General features: G+C 67.1%; 21 protein-coding genes and 5 tRNA genes. 9 read left to right on the top strand and 17 right to left on the bottom strand.

Annotated features, from left to right (window positions below; translation table 11 throughout):
* Positions 1 to 77: 77 nt before the first annotated feature.
* Together lplT and thiD are read left to right on the top strand one after the other, a co-directional pair.
* Positions 78 to 1,385 carry a lysophospholipid transporter LplT gene (lplT, locus tag HWX22_RS08005; protein ID WP_059817761.1) on the top strand — a complete coding sequence of 436 codons (1,308 nt, stop codon included), beginning with the start codon at positions 78 to 80 and terminating at the stop codon, positions 1,383 to 1,385.
* Positions 1,386 to 1,443: 58 nt separating this feature from the next.
* The gene (gene thiD, locus HWX22_RS08000) at positions 1,444 to 2,253 is read left to right on the top strand and encodes a bifunctional hydroxymethylpyrimidine kinase/phosphomethylpyrimidine kinase (protein WP_175911664.1); all 810 of its coding nucleotides are present in this window, start codon (positions 1,444 to 1,446) and stop codon (positions 2,251 to 2,253) included.
* 18 nt (positions 2,254 to 2,271) lie between these two features.
* Here the strand turns inward: thiD and HWX22_RS07995 are convergent, their stop codons facing one another.
* The 4 genes from HWX22_RS07995 to tsaB are packed head-to-tail and all read right to left on the bottom strand — an operon-like array spanning position 2,272 to position 5,525.
* A complete protein-coding gene (locus tag HWX22_RS07995) occupies positions 2,272 to 3,231 on the bottom strand; it encodes a DUF1853 family protein (RefSeq protein WP_175915357.1) in 960 nt (319 codons plus the stop codon).
* The gene (locus HWX22_RS07990) at positions 3,228 to 4,274 is read right to left on the bottom strand and encodes a uracil-DNA glycosylase (protein ID WP_175915356.1); all 1,047 of its coding nucleotides are present in this window, start codon (positions 4,272 to 4,274) and stop codon (positions 3,228 to 3,230) included. Before HWX22_RS07990 ends, HWX22_RS07995 begins: the two co-directional genes overlap by 4 nt.
* Entirely contained in the window at positions 4,261 to 4,761 is a 501-nt protein-coding gene (rimI, locus tag HWX22_RS07985) for a ribosomal protein S18-alanine N-acetyltransferase (protein WP_059529269.1), read from the bottom strand. Before rimI ends, HWX22_RS07990 begins: the two co-directional genes overlap by 14 nt.
* The gene (tsaB, locus tag HWX22_RS07980; protein ID WP_175915355.1) at positions 4,758 to 5,525 is read right to left on the bottom strand and encodes a tRNA (adenosine(37)-N6)-threonylcarbamoyltransferase complex dimerization subunit type 1 TsaB; all 768 of its coding nucleotides are present in this window, start codon (positions 5,523 to 5,525) and stop codon (positions 4,758 to 4,760) included. The genes rimI and tsaB overlap by 4 nt, the downstream gene beginning before the upstream one ends.
* Before the next feature lie 147 nt (positions 5,526 to 5,672).
* Here tsaB and HWX22_RS07975 point away from each other — a divergent pair, with 147 nt between their 5' ends.
* The 3 genes from HWX22_RS07975 to aceA all read left to right on the top strand — a co-directional run bounded on the left by HWX22_RS07975 (position 5,673) and on the right by aceA (position 9,538).
* Positions 5,673 to 5,942, top strand: a complete 270-nt coding sequence (locus HWX22_RS07975; RefSeq protein ID WP_059529263.1) for an acyl-CoA-binding protein — start codon at positions 5,673 to 5,675, stop codon at positions 5,940 to 5,942.
* Between the two features lie 359 nt (positions 5,943 to 6,301).
* A complete protein-coding gene (locus tag HWX22_RS07970) occupies positions 6,302 to 7,843 on the top strand; it encodes a DEAD/DEAH box helicase (protein ID WP_059692009.1) in 1,542 nt (513 codons plus the stop codon).
* Positions 7,844 to 8,230: 387 nt separating this feature from the next.
* Positions 8,231 to 9,538, top strand: a complete 1,308-nt coding sequence (gene aceA / locus HWX22_RS07965; protein WP_175915354.1) for an isocitrate lyase — start codon at positions 8,231 to 8,233, stop codon at positions 9,536 to 9,538.
* Positions 9,539 to 9,762: 224 nt separating this feature from the next.
* Here the strand turns inward: aceA and HWX22_RS07960 are convergent, their stop codons facing one another.
* Together HWX22_RS07960 and HWX22_RS07955 are read right to left on the bottom strand one after the other, a co-directional pair.
* Positions 9,763 to 10,197: a universal stress protein gene (locus HWX22_RS07960; protein ID WP_057929788.1), complete on the bottom strand. Its 435-nt coding sequence runs from the start codon at positions 10,195 to 10,197 to the stop codon at positions 9,763 to 9,765.
* Between the two features lie 159 nt (positions 10,198 to 10,356).
* Complete coding sequence (locus tag HWX22_RS07955) at positions 10,357 to 11,262, bottom strand: LysR family transcriptional regulator (protein WP_175915353.1); 906 nt, start codon at positions 11,260 to 11,262, stop codon at positions 10,357 to 10,359.
* 153 nt (positions 11,263 to 11,415) lie between these two features.
* Here HWX22_RS07955 and HWX22_RS07950 point away from each other — a divergent pair, with 153 nt between their 5' ends.
* Complete coding sequence (locus HWX22_RS07950; protein WP_175915352.1) at positions 11,416 to 12,177, top strand: haloacid dehalogenase type II; 762 nt, start codon at positions 11,416 to 11,418, stop codon at positions 12,175 to 12,177.
* Positions 12,178 to 12,244: 67 nt separating this feature from the next.
* Complete coding sequence (gene aceB / locus HWX22_RS07945; RefSeq protein ID WP_059701622.1) at positions 12,245 to 13,837, top strand: malate synthase A; 1,593 nt, start codon at positions 12,245 to 12,247, stop codon at positions 13,835 to 13,837.
* A 133-nt stretch (positions 13,838 to 13,970) separates the two neighbouring features.
* Here the strand turns inward: aceB and HWX22_RS07940 are convergent, their stop codons facing one another.
* Positions 13,971 to 14,384: a gamma-glutamylcyclotransferase family protein gene (locus HWX22_RS07940; protein ID WP_175915351.1), complete on the bottom strand. Its 414-nt coding sequence runs from the start codon at positions 14,382 to 14,384 to the stop codon at positions 13,971 to 13,973.
* Positions 14,385 to 14,690: 306 nt separating this feature from the next.
* Here HWX22_RS07940 and HWX22_RS07935 point away from each other — a divergent pair, with 306 nt between their 5' ends.
* Positions 14,691 to 15,569 carry a helix-turn-helix transcriptional regulator gene (locus tag HWX22_RS07935; RefSeq protein ID WP_059529248.1) on the top strand — a complete coding sequence of 293 codons (879 nt, stop codon included), beginning with the start codon at positions 14,691 to 14,693 and terminating at the stop codon, positions 15,567 to 15,569.
* Between the two features lie 38 nt (positions 15,570 to 15,607).
* Here HWX22_RS07935 and HWX22_RS07930 read toward each other — a convergent pair whose 3' ends face one another.
* From HWX22_RS07930 to gltX, 7 genes are all read right to left on the bottom strand, one after another.
* Positions 15,608 to 16,072, bottom strand: coding sequence for a GNAT family N-acetyltransferase (locus tag HWX22_RS07930; RefSeq protein WP_059529245.1), 465 nt, complete (start codon positions 16,070 to 16,072; stop codon positions 15,608 to 15,610).
* A gap of 133 nt (positions 16,073 to 16,205) precedes the next feature.
* Positions 16,206 to 16,282 (bottom strand) — tRNA-Asp (locus HWX22_RS07925).
* Between the two features lie 73 nt (positions 16,283 to 16,355).
* Positions 16,356 to 16,431, bottom strand: a tRNA-Glu gene (locus tag HWX22_RS07920).
* Between the two features lie 63 nt (positions 16,432 to 16,494).
* A tRNA-Asp gene (locus HWX22_RS07915) sits at positions 16,495 to 16,571 on the bottom strand.
* Between the two features lie 83 nt (positions 16,572 to 16,654).
* A tRNA-Glu gene (locus HWX22_RS07910) sits at positions 16,655 to 16,730 on the bottom strand.
* Positions 16,731 to 16,870: 140 nt separating this feature from the next.
* Positions 16,871 to 16,946: transfer RNA gene (locus tag HWX22_RS07905), tRNA-Ala, on the bottom strand.
* A gap of 127 nt (positions 16,947 to 17,073) precedes the next feature.
* Positions 17,074 to 18,483, bottom strand: coding sequence for a glutamate--tRNA ligase (gene gltX, locus HWX22_RS07900; RefSeq protein WP_059702199.1), 1,410 nt, complete (start codon positions 18,481 to 18,483; stop codon positions 17,074 to 17,076).
* 280 nt (positions 18,484 to 18,763) lie between these two features.
* Here gltX and HWX22_RS07895 point away from each other — a divergent pair, with 280 nt between their 5' ends.
* Entirely contained in the window at positions 18,764 to 19,690 is a 927-nt protein-coding gene (locus tag HWX22_RS07895) for a patatin-like phospholipase family protein (protein WP_175911653.1), read from the top strand.
* A 129-nt stretch (positions 19,691 to 19,819) separates the two neighbouring features.
* Here HWX22_RS07895 and HWX22_RS07890 read toward each other — a convergent pair whose 3' ends face one another.
* The 3 genes from HWX22_RS07890 to HWX22_RS07880 form a co-directional block, all read right to left on the bottom strand.
* Positions 19,820 to 20,494, bottom strand: a complete 675-nt coding sequence (locus HWX22_RS07890) for a C40 family peptidase (protein ID WP_059535746.1) — start codon at positions 20,492 to 20,494, stop codon at positions 19,820 to 19,822.
* A 128-nt stretch (positions 20,495 to 20,622) separates the two neighbouring features.
* On the bottom strand, positions 20,623 to 22,245 hold the full coding sequence (locus HWX22_RS07885) for a dipeptide ABC transporter ATP-binding protein (RefSeq protein ID WP_059702201.1): 1,623 nt from the start codon (positions 22,243 to 22,245) through the stop codon (positions 20,623 to 20,625).
* Positions 22,242 to 23,339 (bottom strand): ABC transporter permease, encoded by a 1,098-nt coding sequence (locus tag HWX22_RS07880; RefSeq protein ID WP_059464142.1) that lies wholly within the window; start codon positions 23,337 to 23,339, stop codon positions 22,242 to 22,244. Before HWX22_RS07880 ends, HWX22_RS07885 begins: the two co-directional genes overlap by 4 nt.
* Between the last annotated feature and the right edge of the window lie 27 nt (positions 23,340 to 23,366).

Here is a 23,366-nt window from a genome sequence, read left to right as displayed (position 1 = left end):
CATTTCGAACGGAATAAGCCGATCGCATACCAGGCGGCCTACGCGGCCCTGCCGCAGCGACGAAAGCATCGCATCAGATGAAAAAAGGTTTTTACACCATCATGGCCGCGCAGTTTTTCTCGTCGTTGGCCGACAATGCGCTTCTCATCGCCGCCATCGCCCTGCTGAAAGACCTCCACGCCCCCAACTGGATGACACCGCTGCTCAAGCTGTTCTTCGTGTTGTCCTACGTGGTGCTGGCGGCGTATGTCGGTGCGTTCGCCGACTCGCGCCCGAAGGGCCGAGTGATGTTCATCACCAACTCGATCAAGGTGGTCGGCTGCCTGATCATGCTGCTCGGCGCTCATCCACTGATCGCGTACGGGATCGTCGGCTTCGGCGCCGCAGCCTACTCGCCCGCGAAATACGGCATTCTGACCGAGCTGCTGCCGGCCGACAGGCTCGTCGCCGCGAACGGCTGGATCGAAGGCACGACCGTCAGCTCGATCATCCTCGGCACCGTGCTCGGCGGCGCGCTGATCAGCCCGCACATCGCGTCGCACGTGATCGCGCACACGCCAGCCTGGATCGCCACGCCCGCCGAAGCGGCGATGGTGATCATCATGGCGATCTACGTGATCGCCGCCATCTTCAACCTGCGGATCCCCGATACGGGCGCGCGCTACCCGAAGCAGGAGCGTGGCCCGGTCAAGCTCCTCACCGACTTCGCCGACTGCTTCATGGTGCTCTGGCGCGACAAGCTCGGCCAGATCTCGCTCGCGGTCACGACGCTGTTCTGGGGCGCCGGCGCGACGCTGCAGTTCATCGTGCTGAAGTGGGCCGAAGTCTCGCTCAACATGTCGCTGTCCGAAGGCGCGATCCTGCAGGCGGTGGTCGCGGTCGGCGTCGCGGGCGGCGCGATCGCCGCCGCCGCGCGGATCCCGCTGAAGAAGTCGCTCACCGTGCTGCCCGTCGGCATCATCATGGGCATCGCGGTCATGCTGATGGCGTTCTACACGCGCGACCTGTTCCCGTCGCACTGGGCCGTGCACTTCGGCCACCTGCGCCTGCCGGCGTACCTGATCGTCGCGTACATCTTCCTGATCTGCGTTGGCGCGCTGTCCGGCTACTTCGTGGTTCCGATGAACGCACTGCTGCAGCATCGCGGCCACGTGCTGCTGTCGGCCGGCCACTCGATCGCGGTGCAGAATTTCAACGAGAACCTGTCGGTGCTCGTGATGCTGTGCCTGTATGCGGTGCTGGTCTGGCTCGACGTGCCGGTCGGCGTCGTGATCGTGCTGTTCGGCACGTTCGTCTGCCTGACGATGTGGCTCGTGATGCGCCGCCACCAGGCGAACCAGCGTCAGTTCGACTCGGTCGCGCTGATCGGCGAATCGCGGCACTGACGCTACACTTCCCGTTTTCGTCCGTCGGCGCCGGTATTCGAACCGGCGCCTTGCCATCATGACGCACCCGATACCCAACGTCCTGACGATCGCCGGCTCCGACTCGGGCGGCGGCGCGGGCATCCAGGCCGACCTCAAGACCTTCTCCGCGCTCGGCGCGTACGGCGCGAGCGTGATCACCGCGCTGACCGCGCAGAACACGCGCGGCGTGACCGGCGTGCACGCGCCGGACGCCGCGTTCGTGACCGCGCAGCTCGACGCGGTGTTCGACGACATCCGCATCGACGCGGTCAAGATCGGCATGCTCGCGAACGCGGCGATCGTGCACGCGGTGGCCGACGCGCTGCGGCGCCATGCGCCGCGCTTCGTCGTGCTCGACACGGTGATGATCTCGAAGAGCTCGCATGCGCTGCTCGCGCCCGATGCGGTCGACGCGTTGCGCGACGCGCTGCTGCCGCTCGCGACCGTCGTCACGCCGAACCTGCCCGAAGCGGCCGCCCTGCTCGGCGATACGCCCGCGACGACCGAAGACGAGATGGTCCGGCAAGGTCAACTGCTGCTGAAGACCGGTGCGCGCGCCGTGCTGATGAAGGGCGGCCATCTGCCCGATGCCGCCGCGAGCCCCGACTGGCTCGTCGACGCGGCGCATACGGTGCGGTTCGACGGTGCGCGCGTGCCGGTCAGCAATACGCATGGCACCGGCTGCACGCTGTCGTCGGCGATCGCCGCGCTGCTGCCGCAACAGCCCGATCTCGAGAGCGCGGTGCGCGAAGCAAAGGCCTATCTGACCGGCGCGATCGCCGCGAGTGGTCAGCTCGACGTCGGCCACGGCGTCGGCCCCGTCCATCACTTCCATCGCTGGTGGTAAGCGCCGGCTGACGCGGCGTCAGTGGTCCTGCGCGGCGAACGCCCGCGCACGCGCCGGCCAGTCGTCCGGGACGATGAAGCCGCGTGCCGTCTCCCGCCATACGCCGTCGCGGTCCTGTCGATGCACACCGATCAAGGCAGGCGCCTGGCGCGCCGTCAATACGGACGGCAGCGCGAGCGACTGCGCCAGCGCTTCGGGCGCGGCGTCCACCGCCGCCCGCCGCGGCGCGAGCCACGCCAGCCGCGGCAGCACGTTCCACGCCGCTCCACCGGGTTGCGCGGCCGCCCAGGCCGGCCACTGCGCATGCGTGAGCCAGAACCCGCGCGGATGATCGGCCGCGATTTCTGCAGCCACCGGCGGCAGCGGCACGCCGTGTGGATAGAACAGCCAGCCCCTGATGAACATCTGTGCATCGGACGGCGCGCCGTAGCCGAGCAGCGCGAACCCGTGGCGATCGCTCAGCCGCAATTGATGCTCGAGCAACCGGCTGCGCTTGCGGTCGAGGCGGTCGACAAGATTCGGCCCGACGAAATCCGCGAGCGTTGCGTCGCCGTCCACCGGCGCGCACAGATAGCACTTCACCGCGAGTTCCCAGTGCAGGCGCTGCCCGCCCGGCGCATCGACGAGGAAATCGACTTCGCCGAGCGTCTTGCCGTTGCTGCGCAGCGGCAGATTGGCGGCGACGAGCCGCAGCGACGGCCCGTGCGTGAGGAAATACTCGAGCAGGCACTCGGCATAGCGGCCGAGTCGCACGGGCCGCAGCCCGTCGAGTGCGCGGTGCAGCGGCGCCGGCGCGGCATCGAGCGCGACGAGCCACGCTTCGACGGCCACCCGCTCGACCGCGTCCGACCACGGATGCGCGAGCGGCGCGCCGGGCGCCGCGGTGAGCAGGCTCGGGCTCGCGAGAAGCCAGCCCAGATCGCGGACCGCGGCATCGTGCAGCGTATCGACGAACGCGAACGCCGCGCCGCGCGTCATTGTCCGGCCGGCCCGTTCGCGTCGTCACCCTCAGGCCGCTGGAACGTGTCGCGCGCCAGGCACAGGTCGGCCCACGCCTTCGACTTGTCCTGCAGGCTGCGCAGCAGGTACGCCGGGTGATAGGTAACGATTACCGGCACGCCTTCATACGTGTGCACGCGGCCGCGCAGCGAGGCAATGCTCGCGTCCGTCTTCAGCAGCGTCTGCGCGGCGAAACGGCCGAGCGCGACGATCAGCTTCGGCTTCACGAGCGCGACCTGGCGCTGGAGGTACGGCTCGCAGCGCGCGACCTCGTCCGGTTCCGGATTGCGGTTGCCCGGCGGGCGGCACTTGATCACGTTCGCGATGTAGACGTTGTCGCCGCGCTTGAGCGCGAGCGATTGCAGCATGTTGTCGAGCAGCTTGCCGGCCTGGCCGACGAACGGCTCGCCCTGCTTGTCCTCGTTCTCGCCCGGCGCCTCGCCGATCAGCATCCAGTCCGCCTCGCGATCGCCGACACCGAACACGGTATTGGTGCGCTTCTCGCACAGGCGGCAGCTCGTGCAGCCGGCAACGCGGTCGGCCAGCGCATCCCAGTCGAGCATCGCCACCGGGGTTGCGGCGGGACGCGATTCGGCCGGCGGCAGCGGATCGCCGGGCGGCGCCGCGTCGAACCAGGCGAAATCGTCCTCGGTGACGGGCGGCATGTCGTCCGCGGCAGCGGCCGGCGCGGGCGTGGTGGGCGCGCGGTCGTCATCGCTCGCGACACGGGCGGCCGAACCGGCCTCGCCCGCCGGTGCCGCATTGCGTGCGGTTGCGCCGACCGGCGGCGTATCGTCACGTGCGAACGCACGCGTCGCAGGCGGCTGCGTGTCGCGAGGCTGTTCCGCGACCGGCCGAGGCGTTGCCGCGACGGTTGCGGCCGCAACGGCGGACACCTCGCCCCCCGCGCCGGACGCAGCCGTCGGCGTAGCGCCCGCTTCATCGCCTTCCGCACGCTGCCCGCGCCGCACCCATATTTGCGCGAGCCCCATTTCCTCGAGCGCTGCTTCAGCCCACGCCATGCGCGTCCCCTTCGTCCTTGTTCAGCGTCAGACGCATCACGATCGCGTCCTCCCGGCTGCGATGCCGCGCCGGATAGTAGTTCTTGCGCCGGCCGATCGTCACGAAGCCGAAGCGCTCGTACAGATGGATCGCGCGCGGATTGGACGGCCGCACCTCGAGCAGCACGCCGTCGAGCCGTTCGGCGCGCGAGATGCGCACGGCTTCGCGCAGCAGCGCGAGACCCGCGCCCGACTGCTGGGCCGCCGGGGCGACGCACAAGTTCAGCAGGTGCATCTCGTCGATGACCGGCATCAGCACGCAATAGCCGACGAGCGCGCCCGTCACGTGCCGCAGGCACACGCCGAAATAGCCGTTGCGCAGCGAATCCTCGAAATTGCCGCGGCTCCACGGGAATTCGTACGCGACCTGCTCGATCGCGACGACTTCATCGAGATCGGTATCCGTCATCGGCGACAGATAGCGGTCGCTCAACAATACGCCCGTCATCCTTTCGCTCCGCCCGTCTGCGCGGCGCGGGCCGCGATGCGCTCGGCGGTGGTCTGCGCGACCTTGTCGCGCACGTACTCCGGTGCAGCCTGGTCGGCCGGCACCGTACGGCCGGCGCGGAACGCCCGCAGCGCGGCATGCGCGACCGCCAGCGCATGCGGCAGCGCGTCGCCGTCGATCACGGCCGCGGCGGCCACGGCCGGCAGCTGCGCGCCGAATGCGGCCGCCGCGTTGCCCGCGAGCGTGAACGGCGCGTCGGGCACGCCGACGGCGCCCGGCGCATCGAGCGACGCCGGATGCAACGTTCGCCAGTCGCCTGCCTGGTCGTCCCACGCGAAATCGGCCCAGTACGCTTCGTCCATCCGCGCATCGAGCGCGGCCAGCACGCGCGTCGTGCCGGGCGCGCGCAGTCGCGCATGCTCGGCACACGTGAGCAGCGTGCCGACCGGCACGACCGGCAGCCCCCGCCCGAACGCGAGCCCCTGGGTAATGCCGGTCGCGGTACGCAACCCGGTGAACGAGCCGGGGCCCGCGCCGAACGCGATCGCGTCGCAATCGGCGAACGTGAGGCCCGATTCGGCGAAGAGTTCCTGGATGGCCGGCAGCACGCGCGTGCTCGACACGGCGCCCGTCAGCTCGTGGCGGACCCAGGTTTGCGGGGTGGAAACGGCGTCATCGGCCGAAGCCGAGCGCAGCAGCGCGACCGAGCAGTATTCGGTCGACGTATCGATGGCGAGGAGCACTGTTTGCGTCATGGCCGACATTGTAATGCGGCGCCCCGCTCCCACGGGCGATCGGGCCCGATCGCGTTGCGCACGCCGCCCGGCTGGCGGTTTGGAAGGATCGCTCGACCCCGCGCGGCGCGGCGCTTGTTAAGATCGGCCGACTTGAAACCCTTACGGAGACACACGATGAGCGAACTCACCGCCCAATTCGACCAGGCCCAGATCGACGTCAAGCAACTGACCGAGCGACCGGGCAACCTGACGCTGCTGCGCCTGTACGCGCTCTTCAAGCAGGCGACCGACGGCGACGCGCACGGCGACAAGCCCGGCTTCACCGATATCGTCGGCAAGTACAAGTACGACGCATGGGAAGCCCTGAAAGGCACGACCCAGGATGCGGCGAAGCAGCAATACATCGAGCTCGTCGAATCGCTGAAGAACGGCACGGCGTCCTGACCTGCCCCGCCCGCCGCAATAGGCAATCAAATCAGTGGCGCAGCGCAGCAAATATCTTTATAATGCTGGCTGCGTCATCTCCCGCGCTCGGCTCGCAAGCCGTTCCGGCCCGACGCCTCGTAGCGTTAAGCTCCAATCCGGTTTAGAACCTGTCCCCTCCTGCTTCGACCCTCGCGGTCGTCACTTATCAGGCTGGCGGCCCCGCTCCAGAAGCGCGCCGCACCCAAAACAGCTTCTAATGCCTCATCCGCCGACGGTTCGGCGGATTGCACCCGTTTCCCGATTTGCTCGCTGAATCCGACGACTTGGGTATGCGCGATTGGCGCCGACGTTTCACCCACTGTGTTTCAAGGATTGTTATGACTTCGAGCATCAACTCCAGCCCGCTCAACGCGATCGCCGACCAGGCGCTCGGTCTCGAGAACGCCGCCGCACCGGCCGCGGTCGAACCGGCGTCGGACGAGCCGACTTTCGCGTCGCTCGGGTTGTCGCCGGAGATCGTCTCCGCGCTGCAGGCCGCCGGCTACGCCAAGCCGACGCCGGTCCAGCAGCGCGCGATTCCGGCCGGCATCGCCGGCCGTGACCTGCTGGTGTCGAGCCCGACCGGTTCGGGCAAGACGGCCGCATTCATGCTGCCCGCGATCGAACGGTTCGCGCAGCTTCAGAAGACGCAGGCGCAGCAACCGCGTGCGCCGCGTGAACCGAACCAGGGCGACCGCCGTGCGCGCCGCCCGCAACCCGTCGCCCGCCCGGGCCTGCTCGTGCTGACGCCGACCCGTGAACTCGCGATGCAGGTCACCACGGCCGCGTCGACTTACGGCAAGCACCTGAAGCGTCTGCGTACGGTCAGCATCCTCGGCGGCGTCGCCTACGGCCAGCAGCTGATGCTGCTCGCGAAGAACCCCGAGATCCTGGTCGCCACGCCGGGCCGCCTGCTCGACCACCTCGAGCGCGGCCGTATCGACCTGTCCGAACTGAAGATGCTCGTGCTCGACGAAGCCGACCGCATGCTCGACATGGGCTTCATCGACGACATCGAGACGATCGTCGCCGCGACGCCCGAGTCGCGCCAGACGATGCTGTTCTCGGCCACGCTCGACGGCAAGATCGGTTCGCTGACGAGCCGCCTGCTGAAGGATCCGGAGCGCATCGAGATCACGGCGAAGATCGAGTCGCGCGCGAACATCGCGCAGACCGTCCACTACGTCGACGACCGCGATCACAAGGATCGTCTGCTCGATCACCTGCTGCGCGACGACGCGCTCGACCAGGCGATCATCTTCACGGCGACCAAGATCGACGCCGACCAGCTCGCCGGCCGTCTCGCCGACGCCGGCTTCCAGTCGGCCGCGCTGCACGGCGACCTGCCGCAGGGCGCGCGCAACCGCACCATCCGTGCGCTGCGCGAGCGCCGCGTGCGCGTGCTGGTCGCAACCGACGTCGCGGCCCGCGGCATCGACATCCCGGGCATCACGCACGTGTTCAACTACGACCTGCCGAAGTTCGCGGAAGACTACGTGCACCGTATCGGCCGTACGGGCCGTGCCGGCCGTTCGGGCACCGCGGTGAGCCTCGTGCACCACGCCGAACAAGGCGCGCTCAAGCGCATCGAGCGCTTCGTGCGTTCGCCGCTGCCGGTCAACGTGATCGAAGGCTTCGAGCCGCGCAAGGCACCCCCGCGCAACGATCGCGGCACCGGCGGCCGCGGCCGTCCGGGCGGCGGTAACGGCGGTCGTCGTTTCGGCGGCAAGCCGGGCGGCGGTCATGGCGGCAACGGCCGCAGCTACGGCGGCGGCAATGGCGGCGGCTGGAGCGGCAAGCCGGGCGGCAGCCGTGACGGCGGCCCGCGTCGCGACGGCCAGCGCAGCGGTGGCCCGCGTCGCAGCAATTCGGCGTCGTAAGCACGCCCGGGCGGCCCCGCGCCGCCCCGCCCCGCCCATCCGGCAGACCGGCGCACCCGCGCCGGTTTTTTTTCGTCCCGCGCCAGATTTCACGATACGGAAAATTTTTTTGAGTCGTAAAAAATCATGCTGCGCGGCACAACCTTACAATTGCGAGATGGGAAAAATCGTTTCCCATTGCGAAATATAATGTTCAACACATTGATTAATAACAATTAAAAAGTTTAAAACTTCCTGAGCCAGCCCCTGTTTTGCTCCGATTGGTTTGCCTAAACTCTTATACAAGACTTCCCGAAAACGGCGCACACCCTGCCCCCCGTTTCGAGAACGGCATCAGTACCGTCCGATTCGACCGATCTGGCAACACATCGCATCAAGGAGCTCATCATGTCGCGACAGCAACAGGCACAGGAACTGCAAAAGCAATGGGAAACCGATCCACGCTGGAAGGGTACCAAGCGCAGCTACACGGCTGAGGACGTGGTTCGCCTGCGCGGCTCGATCGTCGTCGAGCACACGCTGGCCAAGCGCGGCGCGGAAAAGCTGTGGAACCTCATCAACGAAGAGCCGTTCGTCAACGCACTCGGCGCGCTGACCGGCAATCAGGCGATGCAGCAGGTGAAGGCCGGCCTCAAGGCAATCTACCTGTCCGGCTGGCAGGTGGCCGGCGACGCGAACGTGGCGGGCGAAATGTACCCGGACCAGTCGCTGTACCCGGCGAACTCGGTGCCGCTCGTCGTCAAGCGCATCAACAACACGCTCACGCGTGCCGACCAGATCCAGTGGTCCGAAGGCAAGAACCCGGGCGACGAAGGCTACGTCGACTTCTTCGCGCCGATCGTTGCCGATGCGGAAGCCGGCTTCGGCGGCGTGCTGAACGCGTTCGAACTGATGAAGGCGATGATCGAGGCAGGCGCATCGGGCGTCCACTTCGAGGACCAGCTCGCGTCGGTGAAGAAGTGCGGCCACATGGGCGGCAAGGTGCTCGTGCCGACGCGCGAAGCGGTCGCGAAACTGTCGGCGGCGCGTCTGGCGGCCGACGTGATGGGCACGCCGACCGTGCTGGTCGCGCGGACCGACGCCGAAGCGGCGGACCTGATCACATCCGACATCGACGACAACGACAAGCCGTTCCTGACGGGCGAGCGCACGGTCGAAGGCTTCTTCCGGACGAAGCCGGGCATTGGGCAGGCGATCTCGCGCGGCCTCGCCTATGCGCCGTACGCCGATCTCGTCTGGTGCGAAACGGGCAAGCCGGATCTCGAGTACGCGAAGAAATTCGCGGAAGCGATCCACAAGCAGTTCCCGGGCAAGATGCTGTCGTACAACTGTTCGCCGTCGTTCAACTGGAAGAAGAATCTCGACGACGCGACGATCGCGAAGTTCCAGAAGGAACTCGGCGCGATGGGCTACAAGTTCCAGTTCATCACGCTGGCCGGCTTCCATGCGCTGAACTACTCGATGTTCAACCTCGCGCACGGCTATGCCCGCACGCAGATGAGCGCGTTCGTCGAACTGCAGCAGGCCGAGTTCGCGGCGGCGGACAAGGGCTTCACGGCCGTCAAGCACCAGCGCGAAGTCGGCACCGGCTACTTCGACGCGGTCACGCAGACGGTCGAGCGTGAAGCCTCGACGACCGCGCTGCACGGCTCGACCGAAGACGAACAGTTCTTCGACGGCAAGAAGGTCGCATAACACGTGAAAGCAAGCGTCACGCCGATGCCCGCCCGTCCTGCGACGGCGCGGCATCGGCGGCATGGGACAACAATCAGGGAGGAGACGGCTGGCGCGCGGTGACCCGTGCGACCCGCCGCGCGGCCTGCGGCCGCCAGCAACGACGCGCGCCGGCTTCGTCCGGCGCGCCTTTTTTCAGCGGCGCTGCCGTGCCGCCGCCCGCGCGGCCCTACACGGCGCCGCGGCTACCGATAGACGATCACCGGAATTTTCGTATGGGTCAGCACGCGCTGAGTTTCGCTGCCGATCAGCAGACTGCCGAGCCCGCGGCGTCCGTGCGACGCCATGAAGATCACGTCGCAGCCACCGCGTTCGGCTGCCTCGATGATGCCGAGGTACGGCGACGGATGCACGCTGGTCCAGCTGTCGCAGACGACGCCGGCCGCCTTCGCGGCCGCCTGCACGTCGTCCAGGTGCGCGCGCGCCTCGCGCTCGCTCCGCGCCCGGAAATCGGCGGGCGGTTCGATGATCACTTCGGAAAACGGCGAGTATGGATACTGCGGCAGGCACGCATACGCCGTGACCTGCGCGCCGACCGCGCGCGCCAGGTCGATCGCGCCGTCGATCGCCTTCTGCGACAGCTCGGAACCGTCGGTTGGAACGAGGATGTGCCGGAACATCGCGCCCTCCTGCGTCAGACGCACCGCACGCGCCGCGACCCCATGCGGGCCGACCCCGGCGCGTCGCGCATGCCAGTTTCGATTGTAGTGCGCGAAACCGGGCGACCGGCGCCGGCAGCGGGTTCGCCCTCATATCGGAAACGCGCGGGCGGGCGCGCCCTACTCGCCCCAATACCCGGGCCGCTCGTACGTATGTTTCAGGTAATCGAGAAACAGGCGCACGCGCAGCGGCAGGTGGCGGCGCTGCGGAAATACCGCGTGGATGCCGATCGGCGGCGCCGCGAACGCATCGAGCACGCTGACGAGGCGCCCGGCCGCGATGTCGTCGCCGACTTCCCACCACGAGCGCCATGCCAGGCCGTACCCGGCGAGGCACCACTCGTGCAGCACCGCGCCGTCCGAGCATTCCATCGTGCCGTTTACGCGAATCGACACGACCTTCTCGTCCTCCTGGAACGCCCAGCCGCGCTGCTGGTTCGCGTTCGCGGCAAGCGCGAGGCAGTTGTGGCGCGCGAGTTCGGCGAGCGTGGCCGGCGTGCCGCGCCGCGCGAGATACGCGGGAGACGCGACGCAGACGCGCCGGTTCTCGCCGAGCTTCAGCGACACCAGCGACGAATCGGGCAGCTCGCCGAGCCGCACCGCGCAATCGAACCCTTCGTTGACGAGATCGACCATCCGGTCGGACAGGTCGAGCGTGACCGACACGTCCGGATGCGCGCCGCTGAATTCGGGCACGAGCGGCGCGACGTGGCGCCGGCCGAAGCCGGCCGGCGCGGAAATGCGCAGGTGGCCGCTCGCCTTCACGCCGCCGGCGGACACGCTCGCCTCCGCGTTCTGCATGTCGTTGATGATCCGCTGGCAATCCTCGAGGAAGGCCGAACCCTCGAAGGTCAGCGTGAGCTTGCGCGTCGTGCGCACCAGCAGCTTGACGCCGAGCCGCTCCTCGAGCGCGTCGAGGCGGCGGCCGATGATCGCCGGCGCGACGCCTTCCGCGTGCGCGGCCGCCGACAGGCTGCCCTTCGCCGCGACCGCGGCGAACGTTTCGATCTGTTTGAACCGGTCCATGACTCGCCAGGGCGGCGCTCCCGCCCTCCAAATAGCTTGAGCGGTCAAGATTATGTATATGAAAGTAAAAGATCAAGTGATGATTAGCGTCTTTTTTAGCACCTGTTATCACGAATAGAATCGACCCGACCTCTGAAACTGGAGCGCAAGGCTATGTCGGCCACAACGACACTCTCCTCTCCCGACGCAATCCTCTTCGACGCATTCGGCACGTTGTTCGACGTGCATGCGGTCGTGGCCGCGGCAGAGCAGATGTTTCCCGGTCACGGGGAGCGGTTGTCGCAGCTGTGGCGACGCAAGCAAATCGAATACTCGCAGTTGCGCACACTCGCCGATCCGTCCGGCGCGCGCTATCGGCCGTTCCGCGACATCACGCTGGACGCGCTGCGGTTCGCCGCGCGCCTGCTCGGCCTCGCGCTCAACAGCGCGGCCGAAAAGCGGCTGATGGACGAATACGCGTGCCTGTCCACCTATCCCGACACGGTGCCCGCGCTGCGCAAGCTGCGCGCGCTCGAACCGCGCCCGCCGCTCGCGATCCTGTCGAACGGCAACCCGGAGATGCTCGACATCGCGATCAAGAGCGCCGGCATGACCGGCCTGTTCGATCGTGTGCTATCGGCCGACGCGGTGCGCGCGTACAAGCCGAGCCCGGTCGCGTACGCGCTCGGCACCGCCGCGTTCGGCGCGAATCCGCGCGACATCGTGTTCGTGTCGTCGAACGCCTGGGACGTCGCGGGCGCCACCTGGTTCGGCTACACGACGTTCTGGCTCAACCGCACGGGCGCGCCCGCCGAGGAACTCGGCGTGCCGCCCGACGGCATCGGCAGCGGCATGGCCGACCTGCTCGCATTCCTCGCCACCCCGGCTCCGTCCGGCAGACCCGCGAACCGCGCGCGCCCCGGCCCGGGCGCATGACGTTCGCAGCGCTGCCGTCTTCCCCCTTCACCGAAACCGCAACTGACCGACCAAGGAGATGAGACTCATGAGCACCCCGATCACGCTGCCGCAAGGCATGGCGATCACCGGCGAAATCAAGCCGGGTTACGAAGCGATCCTGACGCCTGAAGCGCTCGCACTCGTCGCGGCGCTGCACCGCGCGTTCGAGCCGCGCCGCCAGGCACTGCTGCAGGCCCGCGTCGAGCGCACCAAGCGCCTCGACGCCGGCGAACGCCCCGATTTCCTGGCCGATACGAAGGCGATCCGCGAAGGCGACTGGAAGGTCGCGCCGCTGCCGGCCGACCTGCAATGCCGCCGCGTCGAGATCACCGGCCCCGTCGAGCGCAAGATGATCATCAACGCGCTGAACTCCGGCGCCGATTCGTACATGACGGACTTCGAGGATTCGAACGCGCCGAACTGGACGAACCAGATCGACGGCCAGATCAACCTGAAGGACGCCGTGCGCCGCACGATTTCGCTCGAGCAGAACGGCAAGTCGTACCGGCTGAACGACAAGGTCGCGACGCTGATCGTGCGTCCGCGCGGCTGGCACCTCGACGAGAAGCACGTGACGGTCGACGGCCAGCGCGTGTCCGGCGGCATCTTCGATTTCGCGCTGTTCCTGTTCCACAACGCGAAGGAACTGATCGCGCGCGGCTCGGGACCGTACTTCTACCTGCCGAAGATGGAAAGCCATCTCGAGGCGCGCCTGTGGAACGACATCTTCGTCGCCGCACAGGAGGCAGTCGGCGTGCCGCGCGGCACGATCCGCGCGACGGTGCTGATCGAGACGATCCTCGCGGCGTTCGAGATGGACGAGATCCTGTACGAACTGCGCGAACACAGCTCGGGCCTGAACGCCGGCCGCTGGGACTACATCTTCTCGGCGATCAAGAAGTTCAAGAACGACCGCGACTTCTGCCTGGCCGACCGCTCGAAGATCACGATGACGGTGCCGTTCATGCGCGCATACGCGCTGCTGCTGCTGAAGACCTGCCACAAGCGCAACGCGCCGGCGATCGGCGGGATGAGCGCGCTGATTCCGATCAAGAACGATCCGGAAGCGAACGACAAGGCGATGGGCGGCGTGCGGTCGGACAAGCAGCGCGACGCGACCGACGGCTACGACGGCGGCTGGGTCGCGCACCCGGGCCTCGTGCCGATCGCGATGGAAGAATTCGTCAAGGTGCTCGGCGACAAGCCGAACCAGATCGCGAAGCAGCGCGACGACGTCCAGATCGAAGGGAAGAACCTGCTCGACTTCCAGCCCGAAGCGCCGATCACCGAAGCCGGCCTGCGCAACAACATCAACGTCGGCATCCATTATCTCGGCGCCTGGCTCGACGGCAACGGCTGCGTGCCGATCCACAACCTGATGGAAGACGCGGCGACCGCCGAGATTTCCCGCTCGCAGGTGTGGCAGTGGATCCGCTCGCCGAAGGGCGTGCTCGACGACGGCCGCAAGGTCACCGCCGAGCTCGTACGCGAATTCGCGAAGGTCGAGCTTGAGAACGTGAAGCGTTCGGTCGGCGGCAACACGCAGCCGTACGAGCGTGCCGCGGCGATCTTCGAACAGATGTCGACGTCGGAAGGCTTCACCGAATTCCTGACGCTGCCGCTGTACGAGGAAATCTGACGACGCGGACCGGGTCGACCTGCTCGCACCCGTCCGGCCCGCCGGTCGCGCGACGCGCGACACGGCGGCATGAAAAAAGCGCCCCGCGGGGCGCTTTTTCTTTTTACCGTGCAGCCGTTCGCCGCGCGGACGCTCAGGCGGCTTCCCGCTCGCGCCGGTGCTGAACCCAGTCGCCCGACACAATGCGCGGACGGTCGGCTGCCGCATGCGCCGCGACCGGATAGTAGACGCACGCATACGTACGGCCGCCGAGCTCGACGGTCACCGGCTCCTGCCGGAACAGCGTGTCGACGCCCGGATAGACGCGCTCGATCTCGTCGAGCACGGGCATCAGTTGTTCGTCGATCTCGTAGACGTCGCCCCATACGAGCGACTGGCCGGCCGGCCCGGCGACCATGCCCGGATACGTGCCGAAATCGTACAGTTCGCCCGGCAGCGCGGCCGCACCGAGCAGCGTCGGCGCGGCGATCCCGTGCCGCGCGGCCGCATGGCCGATGTCGTTGGCTTCTCCCGCTCTCAACGTGCCGTAGACGAATACGTAGCGCATTGTGGTTCTCCTCGTTGATTCAGGTGTTGCCGTGCCGGGCCGTCGCGGCCGCGCCGCGGGCGCCGGCGTCGCCGGGGCGCCGCTCTCACGAGGACGCGCCCGCATCGATAGACCGCGCCGGCGGCCCGATGGTTCTTTCGGCATGACGCGGCGCGCTCGTCCTGAACCCGGCTGCGTGGGCCGGAATGCGTGCGGCCCCATACAAAGTTCATTTGAACGGTGCATTATCGGCCGAAAAACCGCCGCATGCGCCTGTGCGGCGCCTTCTAAAATAACGGCATTGCCGCCGCGCCGACCGAATCGTCCATGAATCCGCCTGCCCAAGCCGACGCATCGAATCCCTACGACGTCATCGACATCCCGCCCGAGTTCGCGCCGACCCGCGTCCACCCGATGCGCGTCCGGGCGCGGCAGGTGGATGCCGGCCGCCGGATCCCGCTGCACACGCACGCGTGGGCGCAGCTTGCGTATGCGTCGCGCGGCGTGCTGCGCGTCGCGACGACCGGAACGACCTGGATGGTGCCGCCCTCCCGCGCGATCTGGGTGCCGCCGCACGTCACGCACGAGGTCGTGATCGTCGAGGAAGCGTACTTGCGCACGCTGTATATCGACGAGTCGGTCGTGCCGGACGGGCTCGACGCGTGCCGGGTCGTCGAGGTGACGGGCTTGCTGCGCGAACTGATCGTCGCACTCGACGCGCGCGACCTGAGCGGCGAGCGCGAACGGCTGCTGTGCGGGCTCGTGCTCGACGAATTGAGCCGCGCCGAACCGCTGCCGCTCGCGGTGCCGATGCCCGACGAGAAGCGGCTGCGCTTGCTGTGCGAGTCGGTGCTCGCACAACCCGCGCACGCGGAATCGCTCGAACACTGGGCGAGTGAGGTCGGCGCCAGCACGCGCACGATTTCGCGGCTGTTCAAGCAGGAACTGGGCGTGAGTTTTTCACAGTGGCGGCAGCAGGCGCTGCTCGCGCGCGCGATTCCGCTGTTGAACCAGGGGCGTCCGCTATCGCATATCGCGCGCGAACTCGGCTACCAGAGCCAGAGCGCGTTTTCGGCGATGTTCCGGCGCGCGTTCGGCGAAAGTCCACGCGCATTCATGCTGCGAGGCTACGAGCATCGCGGCGCGGAAGACGACATCGCCACCAGCGACATCCCCGACGATGACGCGATCGGCACCGCACGCTGACGTCGCCATGTTGCCTGCGGCATTGTGCCGTTACGCGTTCAGACCGCGCGCACCATATGGCGGATCGATCCGAGCTGTGCCAGCCTCGGCCCGGTAACGCGGTACCCCATGCGCTGGTAGAGCTTCGCGGCCGGATTGTCGACGAACACGCGCAGCTGCAGTTCGTGCAGCCCGCGGGCGCGCGCCCAGCGATGCGACATGTCGAGCAGGTAGGTGCCTGCACCCTGCCCGCGATGGCCCGCCGCGATCTGCACGTCGCGGATGTGCAGCGAATCGCCCTCCTCGGTCACGCGCAGCACGCCGATGCGTTCGCCGTCGGCTTCCAGGATGAAGTTTTCGGATTCGCGCCAGCTCGCATAGAACAGATCGCTGCGCCAGACGAGCCCATGGCGCTTGTAATAGCCGCCCATGTTGCCGTGCGTGAGCGCCTCGGCAAAGGGAAAATCGCCAGGCTCCGCTGGCCGGAGCTGATACAGCAATCGCAGGTCGGTCGGATCGAGCATCGCGCGGGGGTCAAGTACGCATCCCGCAAAGATAGCGCAGTCGCGGGCGGATGCAATCGCGAATTTCTCGTAGCGACACGCGGACCGGCAATGCAAACGAAAAAGCCCGCACGAGGCGGGCTTCTTCATTTTTTGGCGGAGCGGACGGGACTCGAACCCGCGACCCCCGGCGTGACAGGCCGGTATTCTAACCGACTGAACTACCGCTCCAGTCTTGCTTCTTGCCTGGCAGGCGTCGGTTACTTCCTGCCGGCGCATCGTTTGTTCGAACGACGCCGAAATCTGGCGTCCCCTAGGGGATTCGAACCCCTGTACTCACCGTGAAAGGGTGATGTCCTAGGCCTCTAGACGAAGGGGACAACGTACTGCTTACATCTTTAATACAAAAGCCCGCTCAAAAACGTCTTGAACGGGCTTCGTTCTGGCGGAGCGGACGGGACTCGAACCCGCGACCCCCGGCGTGACAGGCCGGTATTCTAACCGACTGAACTACCGCTCCAACTTTCTGCACCGTTACCTGCAGGACGTCGGTTACGTTCCTGCAAGCCTCGCGACACTTCTACTACGAAACGCCGCTGAATCTGGCGTCCCCTAGGGGATTCGAACCCCTGTACTCACCGTGAAAGGGTGATGTCCTAGGCCTCTAGACGAAGGGGACATAATCTTTTCAGATCTGTCTGACTTCCGCTATTCATTCATCATCAATAGCGAAGGCCGAAATTCTAACTGCTTTAAATCATTTTGTGAAGCATTTATTACTACCACCACTGCTTCGCAAATCGATCCATTCTGCTCTGATGGTGGAGGTAAGCGGGATCGAACCGCTGACCTCTTGCATGCCATGCAAGCGCTCTCCCAGCTGAGCTATACCCCCTTGCAGAACAGAAATGAGATTATATGGACCGAATTTGAACTTGTAAATACCCTTTTTGCGATTCGAGCGAATTTTTTTGCGAAGCCGCTGCGGCATCACGCACGGGCGGCTTCGCCCCGCCCCAACCTCAGGCCAGCGCACCCTCGATACGCGACACCACGACGTCGCGACCGAACAGCACGAGCACCGCATCGATCGACGGCGTATGCGTCGTGCCCGCCACCAGCAGGCGCACCGGCATCGCAAGCTGCGGCATCTTCAGCTTGTGCGCGCCGAGCGTCGCCTTCAACGCGGCGGACACCGCTTCCTTCGTCCAGTCGGCCGCCTTCAGCGCGGCGACGAGGTCGGCCAGCGCCGGGCGCACCGCGTCGGTCACGTGCTGCGCGAGCGCGTCGGCGTCCGGCGCCGGCACGCGGTAGAACATCGCGGCGCCTTCGGCGATCTCCTTGACCGTCGTCGCGCGGTCCTTCATCAGGCCGACCACCGCGTCGAGCGCCGGGCCCGTCGCGATCGCCGCGTCGTCGATGCCGAGCGCGTCGAGAAACGGTTTCGCCAGCGCGGCGAGGCGCGCGTTGTCCGCTTCCTTGATGTAATGGGCGTTCAGCCAGCTCAGCTTGCTGTGATCGTATTGCGCGGGCGACTTGCCGAGATGCTCGAGGTCGAACCATTCGACGAACTGCTCGCGCGAGAAGATTTCGGCGTCGCCGTGCGACCAGCCGAGACGCGCGAGGTAGTTGACGACGGCCTCCGGCAGGAAGCCCGCGTCGCGGTACGCCATCACACTCATCGCGCCATGCCGCTTGCTCATCTTCTCGCCCTGCTCGTTCAGCACGGTCGGCAGGTGCGCGTAGACGGGCGGCTCGCCGCCGAGCGCGCGCAGGATGTTGATCTGGCGCGGCGTGTTGTTCACGTGGTCGTCGCCACGGATCACGTGCGTGATGTTCATGTCCATGTCGTCCACGACCACGCAGAAGTTGTAGATCGGCGTGCCGTCCGGACGCGCGATCACGAGGTCGTCGAGTTCCTCGTTCGAGATCTCGACGCGGCCCTTCACTGCGTCGTCCCACACGACCGTGCCGGTCAACGGGTTGCGGAACCGCAGCACGGGCTTCACACCGGCCGGCGGCTCGGGCAGGACCTTGCCCGGCTCCGGACGCCACGTGCCGTCATAGCGCGGCTTGAGGCCGGCCTCGCGCTGGCGTTCGCGCAACGCGTCGAGTTCCTCGGCCGACATGTAGCACGGGTACGCGAGCCCCTGCTCGAGCATCTGCGCGAGCACCGCGCGATAGCGGTCCATCCGCTGCATCTGGTAGATCGGGCCTTCGTCGAAATCCAGGCCGAGCCACTGCATCCCTTCGAGGATCGCGTCGACGGCTTCCTGCGACGAGCGCTCGACGTCGGTATCCTCGATACGCAGCACGAACGTGCCTTTCATCTTGCGCGCGAACGCCCACGGATAGAGCGCGGAGCGGATGTTGCCGAGGTGGATGAAGCCGGTGGGACTCGGCGCGAAGCGGGTACGGACAGGACGGGTCATAAACGGTAACTCGAACGCCTGGGGCGCATGAATGATTCGACGCGGGATCGACGGCGACAGCCCGGACAGCAATGGGGCCGGCCGCGCCCGGAACGGGAAAGAAGCCGGAATTATACTCGCGCCGGTCTTCGCGCCAAGCGCGCCGCTTGCTTTATGATGTGCGCGCCGCGGCCGCCAGCCGGCGCCGCGCCGGCCGCCCGGTTTCCGCCGCACGGCCGCTCGGAACCTATCGCCGCCGCGGGCCATCCGGCCCGCCGCCAAGCCGCCGGAGAACCACTCGATGTCGTCCCCTCGCCTGTCGCGCCGTCACTTCACGATCGCATGCGCATCCGCCAGCCTCGCCGCCTGCACGTCGTTCGGCGACAAGTCCCGCCCCGACAACACCGCGAATCCCGCGCAGTCGCGCGAGAAGCCCGTGAAGATCGGCATCGCGCTCGGCGGCGGCGCCGCCCGCGGCTTCTCGCACATCGGCGTGCTGAAGGCGCTGGAGGCGCGCGGCATCCCGGTCGAGATCGTCGCCGGCACGAGCGCGGGCTCGGTGGTCGGAGCACTGTACGCGTCGGGGATGAGCGGACTGCAGATCAACAAGATCGCGCTCGACATGGATCAGGCGGCGATCAGCGACTGGGCGCTGCCGTTCCGCTCGCGCGGGCTGCTGCAGGGCATCGCGCTGCAGAACTTCCTGAACAAGACACTCAACAACCGGCCGATCGAAAAGATGGCGAAGCCGCTCGGCGTCGTCGCGACCGACCTGCAGAACGGCCAGCCGATCCTGTTCCAGCAGGGCAATACGGGGCTTGCAGTGCGCGCGTCGTGCAGCGTGCCGTCGGTGTTCGAGCCCGTGAAGATCGGCAACCGCGAATACGTCGACGGCGGCCTCGTGAGCCCGGTGCCCGCGTCGTTCGCGCGCAAGATGGGCGCGAACTTCGTGATCGCGGTCGACATCTCGTCGCGACCGGACGGCGCGGCGACCACCAACCCGATCGAGATGCTGCTGCAGACTTTCACGATCATGGGCCAGACGATCAAGACCTACGAGCTCGACAAATACGCGGACGTCGTGATCCGCCCGAACCTCGCGGCGATGGGCGGCAGCGACTTCAACCAGCGCAACGCGGCCATCCTCGCCGGCGAGGAAGCGGTCGCGCGCATCATGCCCGAGTTGCAGCGCAAGCTTGCCGCAGCCCGCGGGGCAGTAGCGGCATAAGCGGACGCATCGCGGGGGGCGGCGCCGACGATAGCACCGCATCCCCGCCACTTCCGCGCGCCCCAAAGCAAAAAACCCTGCCGCCTTTCGGTGACAGGGTTTTTCGATCCGGCCGATCGCCGGCGGGCGTCAGTTGCTGCCGTTCGCCGCGTCGTCGCCGAGCGTCGCGCGCACGCGCTGGCGCAGGTCGTCGGCCTTCATCGGGAATGCCGATTCGATCCGGCGCGCACCGGTGAAACGCTTTTCCCAGTAGCCGCTGTCGAGATCGTCGACGCGAACCGTGCTGCCCGTCGACGGCGAATGCACGAACTTGTTGTCGCCAATGTAGATGCCGACGTGCGAGAACGTACGGCGCATCGTGTTGAAGAACACGAGGTCGCCCGGCTTCAGGTTGCTCATGCTGACCTTCTCGCCGACGCGGCTCATCTCTTCCGCGCGACGCGGCAGCGACATGCCGAGCGTGTCCTGGAACACGTAGCGCACGAAACCGCTGCAGTCGAGGCCGGAATCCGGCGAGTTGCCGCCCCAGCGGTAGCGCACGCCGATCATGTTCAGCGCGCCGACGACCACGTCGCCTGCCTTGCCGGCCATGCCGGCGAGGAACGACTTCGCGCCGCCGCTCGACGGCTGGGCGCTGGTCTGCTGGAGGGAGGAATTCGCCCCGATTTGAGTCGAATTCGTGACATTCTGGTTAAAACTGCTGACTTCGTCGGCGAACGCGCCGGGAGCTGCTGCGAACAGGGCGCCGATGAACAGCCCGGCGAGGGTGCGCGCGCATGCCTGGGTCAGGGATCGATGCTGCATTGGTCGATGGAATGTGCTTAAAAATCAGCTGATTGGCGGAAAATTTCGGTCGATACTAGCCAGCGCGTAATCGTTTGTCAAAACAAATTAAAAAATACAATCGAGATAGTCAGACCATTGGACGCTTATCACGCTTTCCAGACCGCTTTCAACAGCTTTTGTGTGTAAGGATGTGACGGTTTCGTGAAGATATCGGCCACGTCGCCGGACTCGACGATCGCCCCGCCCTGCATCACCGCGACCCGGTGCGCCATCGCGCCGATCACCTCCAGATCGTGGCTGATGAATACATAGCCGAGGTTGTATTTCTGTTGCAAATTCGCGAGCAGTTTCAGCACCTGCTGCTGGATCGACACGTCGAGCGCGGAAGTCGGTTCATCAAGGATGAGGATGCGCGGCTCCAGCACGAGCGCGCGCGCGATCGCGATCCGCTGGCGCTGCCCGCCCGAGAATTCGTGCGGATAGCGATGCAGCACCGTGCGGTCGAGGCCGACTTCGCGCAGCACGGCCAGCGACTTCGCGCGACGCGCGTCCGGCGTCAATTCCGGGCGATGCAGTTCGAGCCCCTCGCCGACGATCCGCTCGATCGTGTGACGCGGCGACAGCGAGCTGAATGGATCCTGAAAGACGACCTGCATGTTCGAGCGCAGCGCGGTCTGTTCGCGACCGCGATAGGTCGACAGCGCGCGCCCCTGGAATTCGATCTCGCCGTGCACCGTCCGTTGCAGTCCGAGCAGCGCCATCGCGAGCGTCGACTTCCCGGAGCCGGATTCGCCGACGATCCCGAGTGTCTCGCCCTGCCGCACCGACACGGACACATCCGCGACCGCCGTCACGGGCATCGTGCCGAACCAGCCCGCGAAGCCCGGCCGCTTGCGCGCGAACTGCACGCTGACGTGGCGCGCATCGAGCACGACGGGCGCGATCGGCAGCACCGGCGCGACCGTGCGCTGCGGCCGGCTGTTCAGCAGCCGCCGGGTATACGGATGCTCCGGCTCCGCGAAGATCCGCTCGACCGGCCCGCTTTCGACCAGCTTGCCGCGCTCCATCACCGCGACCCGCTCGGCGAAGTGCCGCACGAGATTCAGGTCATGCGTGATCAGCAGGATCGCCATCCCGCGCTTTTCCGCCTCCTCGCGCTGCAACTCGAGCAGCAGATCGACGATCTGCGCGCGGATCGTCACGTCGAGCGCGGTGGTCGGCTCGTCCGCGAGCAAGAGGCGCGGACGGCACGCGAGCGCCATCGCGATCATCGCGCGCTGCCGCTGGCCGCCCGACAACTGATGCGGGTAACTGTCGACCCGCTTCTCCGGCTCCGCGATGCCGGTGCGTGCGAGCAGCGCGATCGCGCGCTTGCGCGCCTCCCCCGCCGTCACGCCGTCGTGCAGCACGATCGTCTCGCCGATCTGCGCGCCGATCGTGTACAGCGGATTGAGCGCCGTCATCGGCTCCTGGAAGATCATCGCGATGTCCGAGCCACGCAGCCCGCGCATCTCGCGCTCGCTCTTGCCGGCGAGGTCGTGCCCGGCGAAGCGGATCGTGCCGCTCACGTCGGCGTCGCGCAGCAGCCGCAGGATCGACAGCGCGGTCACGCTCTTGCCCGACCCCGACTCGCCGACGAGCGCGACGCGCTCGCCGCGACCGATCGCGAGCGTCACGTCGTCGACGGCCACCGTGTCGCCGAAGCGCACGTGCAGATGCTCGAGCGACAGCAGCGGTTCGCCCGCGTTCGATACGACGGTGTCGCTCATCGCTGGCCTCCCGCCGCGCGCACCGAGTCGGCGATCCGCGTGTCGAGCGCATTGCGCAGCGCGTCGCCCATGAAGGTCAGCAACAGCAGCGTCGCGACCAGCACGCCGAACGTCGACAACGAAATCCACCACGCGTCGAGATTGCCCTTGCCCTGCGCGAGCAGCTCGCCGAGGCTCGGCGTCGGCGGCGGCACGCCGAGCCCGAGGAAGTCGAGGCTCGTGAGCGCGAGGATCGCACCGCTCATCCGGAACGGCAGAAACGTGATCACGGGCGTCATGCTGTTCGGCAGCACGTGGCGCCAGATGATCTGCCAGTTCGTGAGGCCCATCGCCCGGGCCGCGCGCACGTAGTCCTGCGTGCGGTTGCGCAGGAATTCGGCGCGCACGTAGTCGGCCAGGCCGATCCAGCCGAACAGCGACAGCAGCACGATCAGCAGCAGGAAGCTCGGCTCGAAGATCGACGCGAAGATGATCAGCAGGTACAGCTCGGGCAGCGAACTCCAGATCTCGATCAGCCGTTGCCCGACGATGTCGATGCGCCCGCCGAAGAAGCCCTGCACCGCGCCCGCGGCGATCCCGAGCAGCGTGCCGATCGCGGTCAGGATCAGCCCGAACTCGACCGACACGCGGAACCCGTACACGAGCCGCGCGAGCAGGTCGCGCCCCTGCGCGTCGGTGCCGAGCCAGTTCGCGCGCGACGGCGGCGCCGGGTTCGGCACGGTCGAAAAGTAATTCAGCGTGTCGTAGTAATAGCGGTTCGGCGGATAGACGACGAAGTTGCCCGGCGCCTCGAGCCGCTTGCGGACGTACGGATCGAGATAGTCGGCCGGCGTCGGGAAGTCGCCGCCGAAGGTTGTCTCCGGATACGCATGGAACATCGGGAAATAGGTCTGGCCGTCGTAGCGGACGACGAGCGGCTTGTCGTTCGACCACAGCGGCGCCGCGAGGCTCGCGGCGAACGCGACGACGAAGATCACGAAGCTCCAGTAGCCGAGACGCTGCTGGCGAAAGCGCTGCCAGACACGGCGCGCGGGCGACGGCGACACGCGCGCGCGCGCCGCGTCGATGCGGGACGACACGACGGCCCGGTTCATCGCGCACCTCGCCCGGCGAGCGCGGGC

The sequence above is a fragment of the Burkholderia sp. BCC1638 genome, assembly GCF_902833195.1.
Classification (GTDB): Bacteria; Pseudomonadota; Gammaproteobacteria; order Burkholderiales; family Burkholderiaceae; genus Burkholderia; species Burkholderia diffusa.
The sequence above is the reverse complement of the archived record's forward strand: the minus strand, read 5'-3'. Positions and strand labels throughout refer to the sequence as shown.

Excerpts from the sequence above, each read along its gene's own strand:
- HWX22_RS07885 (WP_059702201.1), bottom strand. The coding sequence starts at position 22,245 with ATGAGCGACACCGTCGTATCGAACGCGGGCGAACCGCTGCTGTCGCTC.
- HWX22_RS07960 (WP_057929788.1), bottom strand. The coding sequence starts at position 10,197 with ATGTTCCGGCACATCCTCGTTCCAACCGACGGTTCCGAGCTGTCGCAG.
- HWX22_RS07995 (WP_175915357.1), bottom strand. The coding sequence starts at position 3,231 with ATGACGCGCGGCGCGGCGTTCGCGTTCGTCGATACGCTGCACGATGCC.
- HWX22_RS07970 (WP_059692009.1), top strand. The coding sequence starts at position 6,302 with ATGACTTCGAGCATCAACTCCAGCCCGCTCAACGCGATCGCCGACCAG.
- aceA (WP_175915354.1), top strand. The coding sequence starts at position 8,231 with ATGTCGCGACAGCAACAGGCACAGGAACTGCAAAAGCAATGGGAAACC.
- aceB (WP_059701622.1), top strand. The coding sequence starts at position 12,245 with ATGAGCACCCCGATCACGCTGCCGCAAGGCATGGCGATCACCGGCGAA.
- thiD (WP_175911664.1), top strand. The coding sequence starts at position 1,444 with ATGACGCACCCGATACCCAACGTCCTGACGATCGCCGGCTCCGACTCG.
- HWX22_RS07990 (WP_175915356.1), bottom strand. The coding sequence starts at position 4,274 with ATGGCGTGGGCTGAAGCAGCGCTCGAGGAAATGGGGCTCGCGCAAATA.
- HWX22_RS07975 (WP_059529263.1), top strand. The coding sequence starts at position 5,673 with ATGAGCGAACTCACCGCCCAATTCGACCAGGCCCAGATCGACGTCAAG.
- HWX22_RS07935 (WP_059529248.1), top strand. The coding sequence starts at position 14,691 with ATGAATCCGCCTGCCCAAGCCGACGCATCGAATCCCTACGACGTCATC.
- rimI (WP_059529269.1), bottom strand. The coding sequence starts at position 4,761 with ATGACGGGCGTATTGTTGAGCGACCGCTATCTGTCGCCGATGACGGAT.
- tsaB (WP_175915355.1), bottom strand. The coding sequence starts at position 5,525 with ATGTCGGCCATGACGCAAACAGTGCTCCTCGCCATCGATACGTCGACC.
- lplT (WP_059817761.1), top strand. The coding sequence starts at position 78 with ATGAAAAAAGGTTTTTACACCATCATGGCCGCGCAGTTTTTCTCGTCG.
- gltX (WP_059702199.1), bottom strand. The coding sequence starts at position 18,483 with ATGACCCGTCCTGTCCGTACCCGCTTCGCGCCGAGTCCCACCGGCTTC.
- HWX22_RS07895 (WP_175911653.1), top strand. The coding sequence starts at position 18,764 with ATGTCGTCCCCTCGCCTGTCGCGCCGTCACTTCACGATCGCATGCGCA.
- HWX22_RS07955 (WP_175915353.1), bottom strand. The coding sequence starts at position 11,262 with ATGGACCGGTTCAAACAGATCGAAACGTTCGCCGCGGTCGCGGCGAAG.
- HWX22_RS07950 (WP_175915352.1), top strand. The coding sequence starts at position 11,416 with ATGTCGGCCACAACGACACTCTCCTCTCCCGACGCAATCCTCTTCGAC.
- HWX22_RS07930 (WP_059529245.1), bottom strand. The coding sequence starts at position 16,072 with ATGCTCGATCCGACCGACCTGCGATTGCTGTATCAGCTCCGGCCAGCG.
- HWX22_RS07940 (WP_175915351.1), bottom strand. The coding sequence starts at position 14,384 with ATGCGCTACGTATTCGTCTACGGCACGTTGAGAGCGGGAGAAGCCAAC.
- HWX22_RS07880 (WP_059464142.1), bottom strand. The coding sequence starts at position 23,339 with ATGAACCGGGCCGTCGTGTCGTCCCGCATCGACGCGGCGCGCGCGCGC.
- HWX22_RS07890 (WP_059535746.1), bottom strand. The coding sequence starts at position 20,494 with ATGCAGCATCGATCCCTGACCCAGGCATGCGCGCGCACCCTCGCCGGG.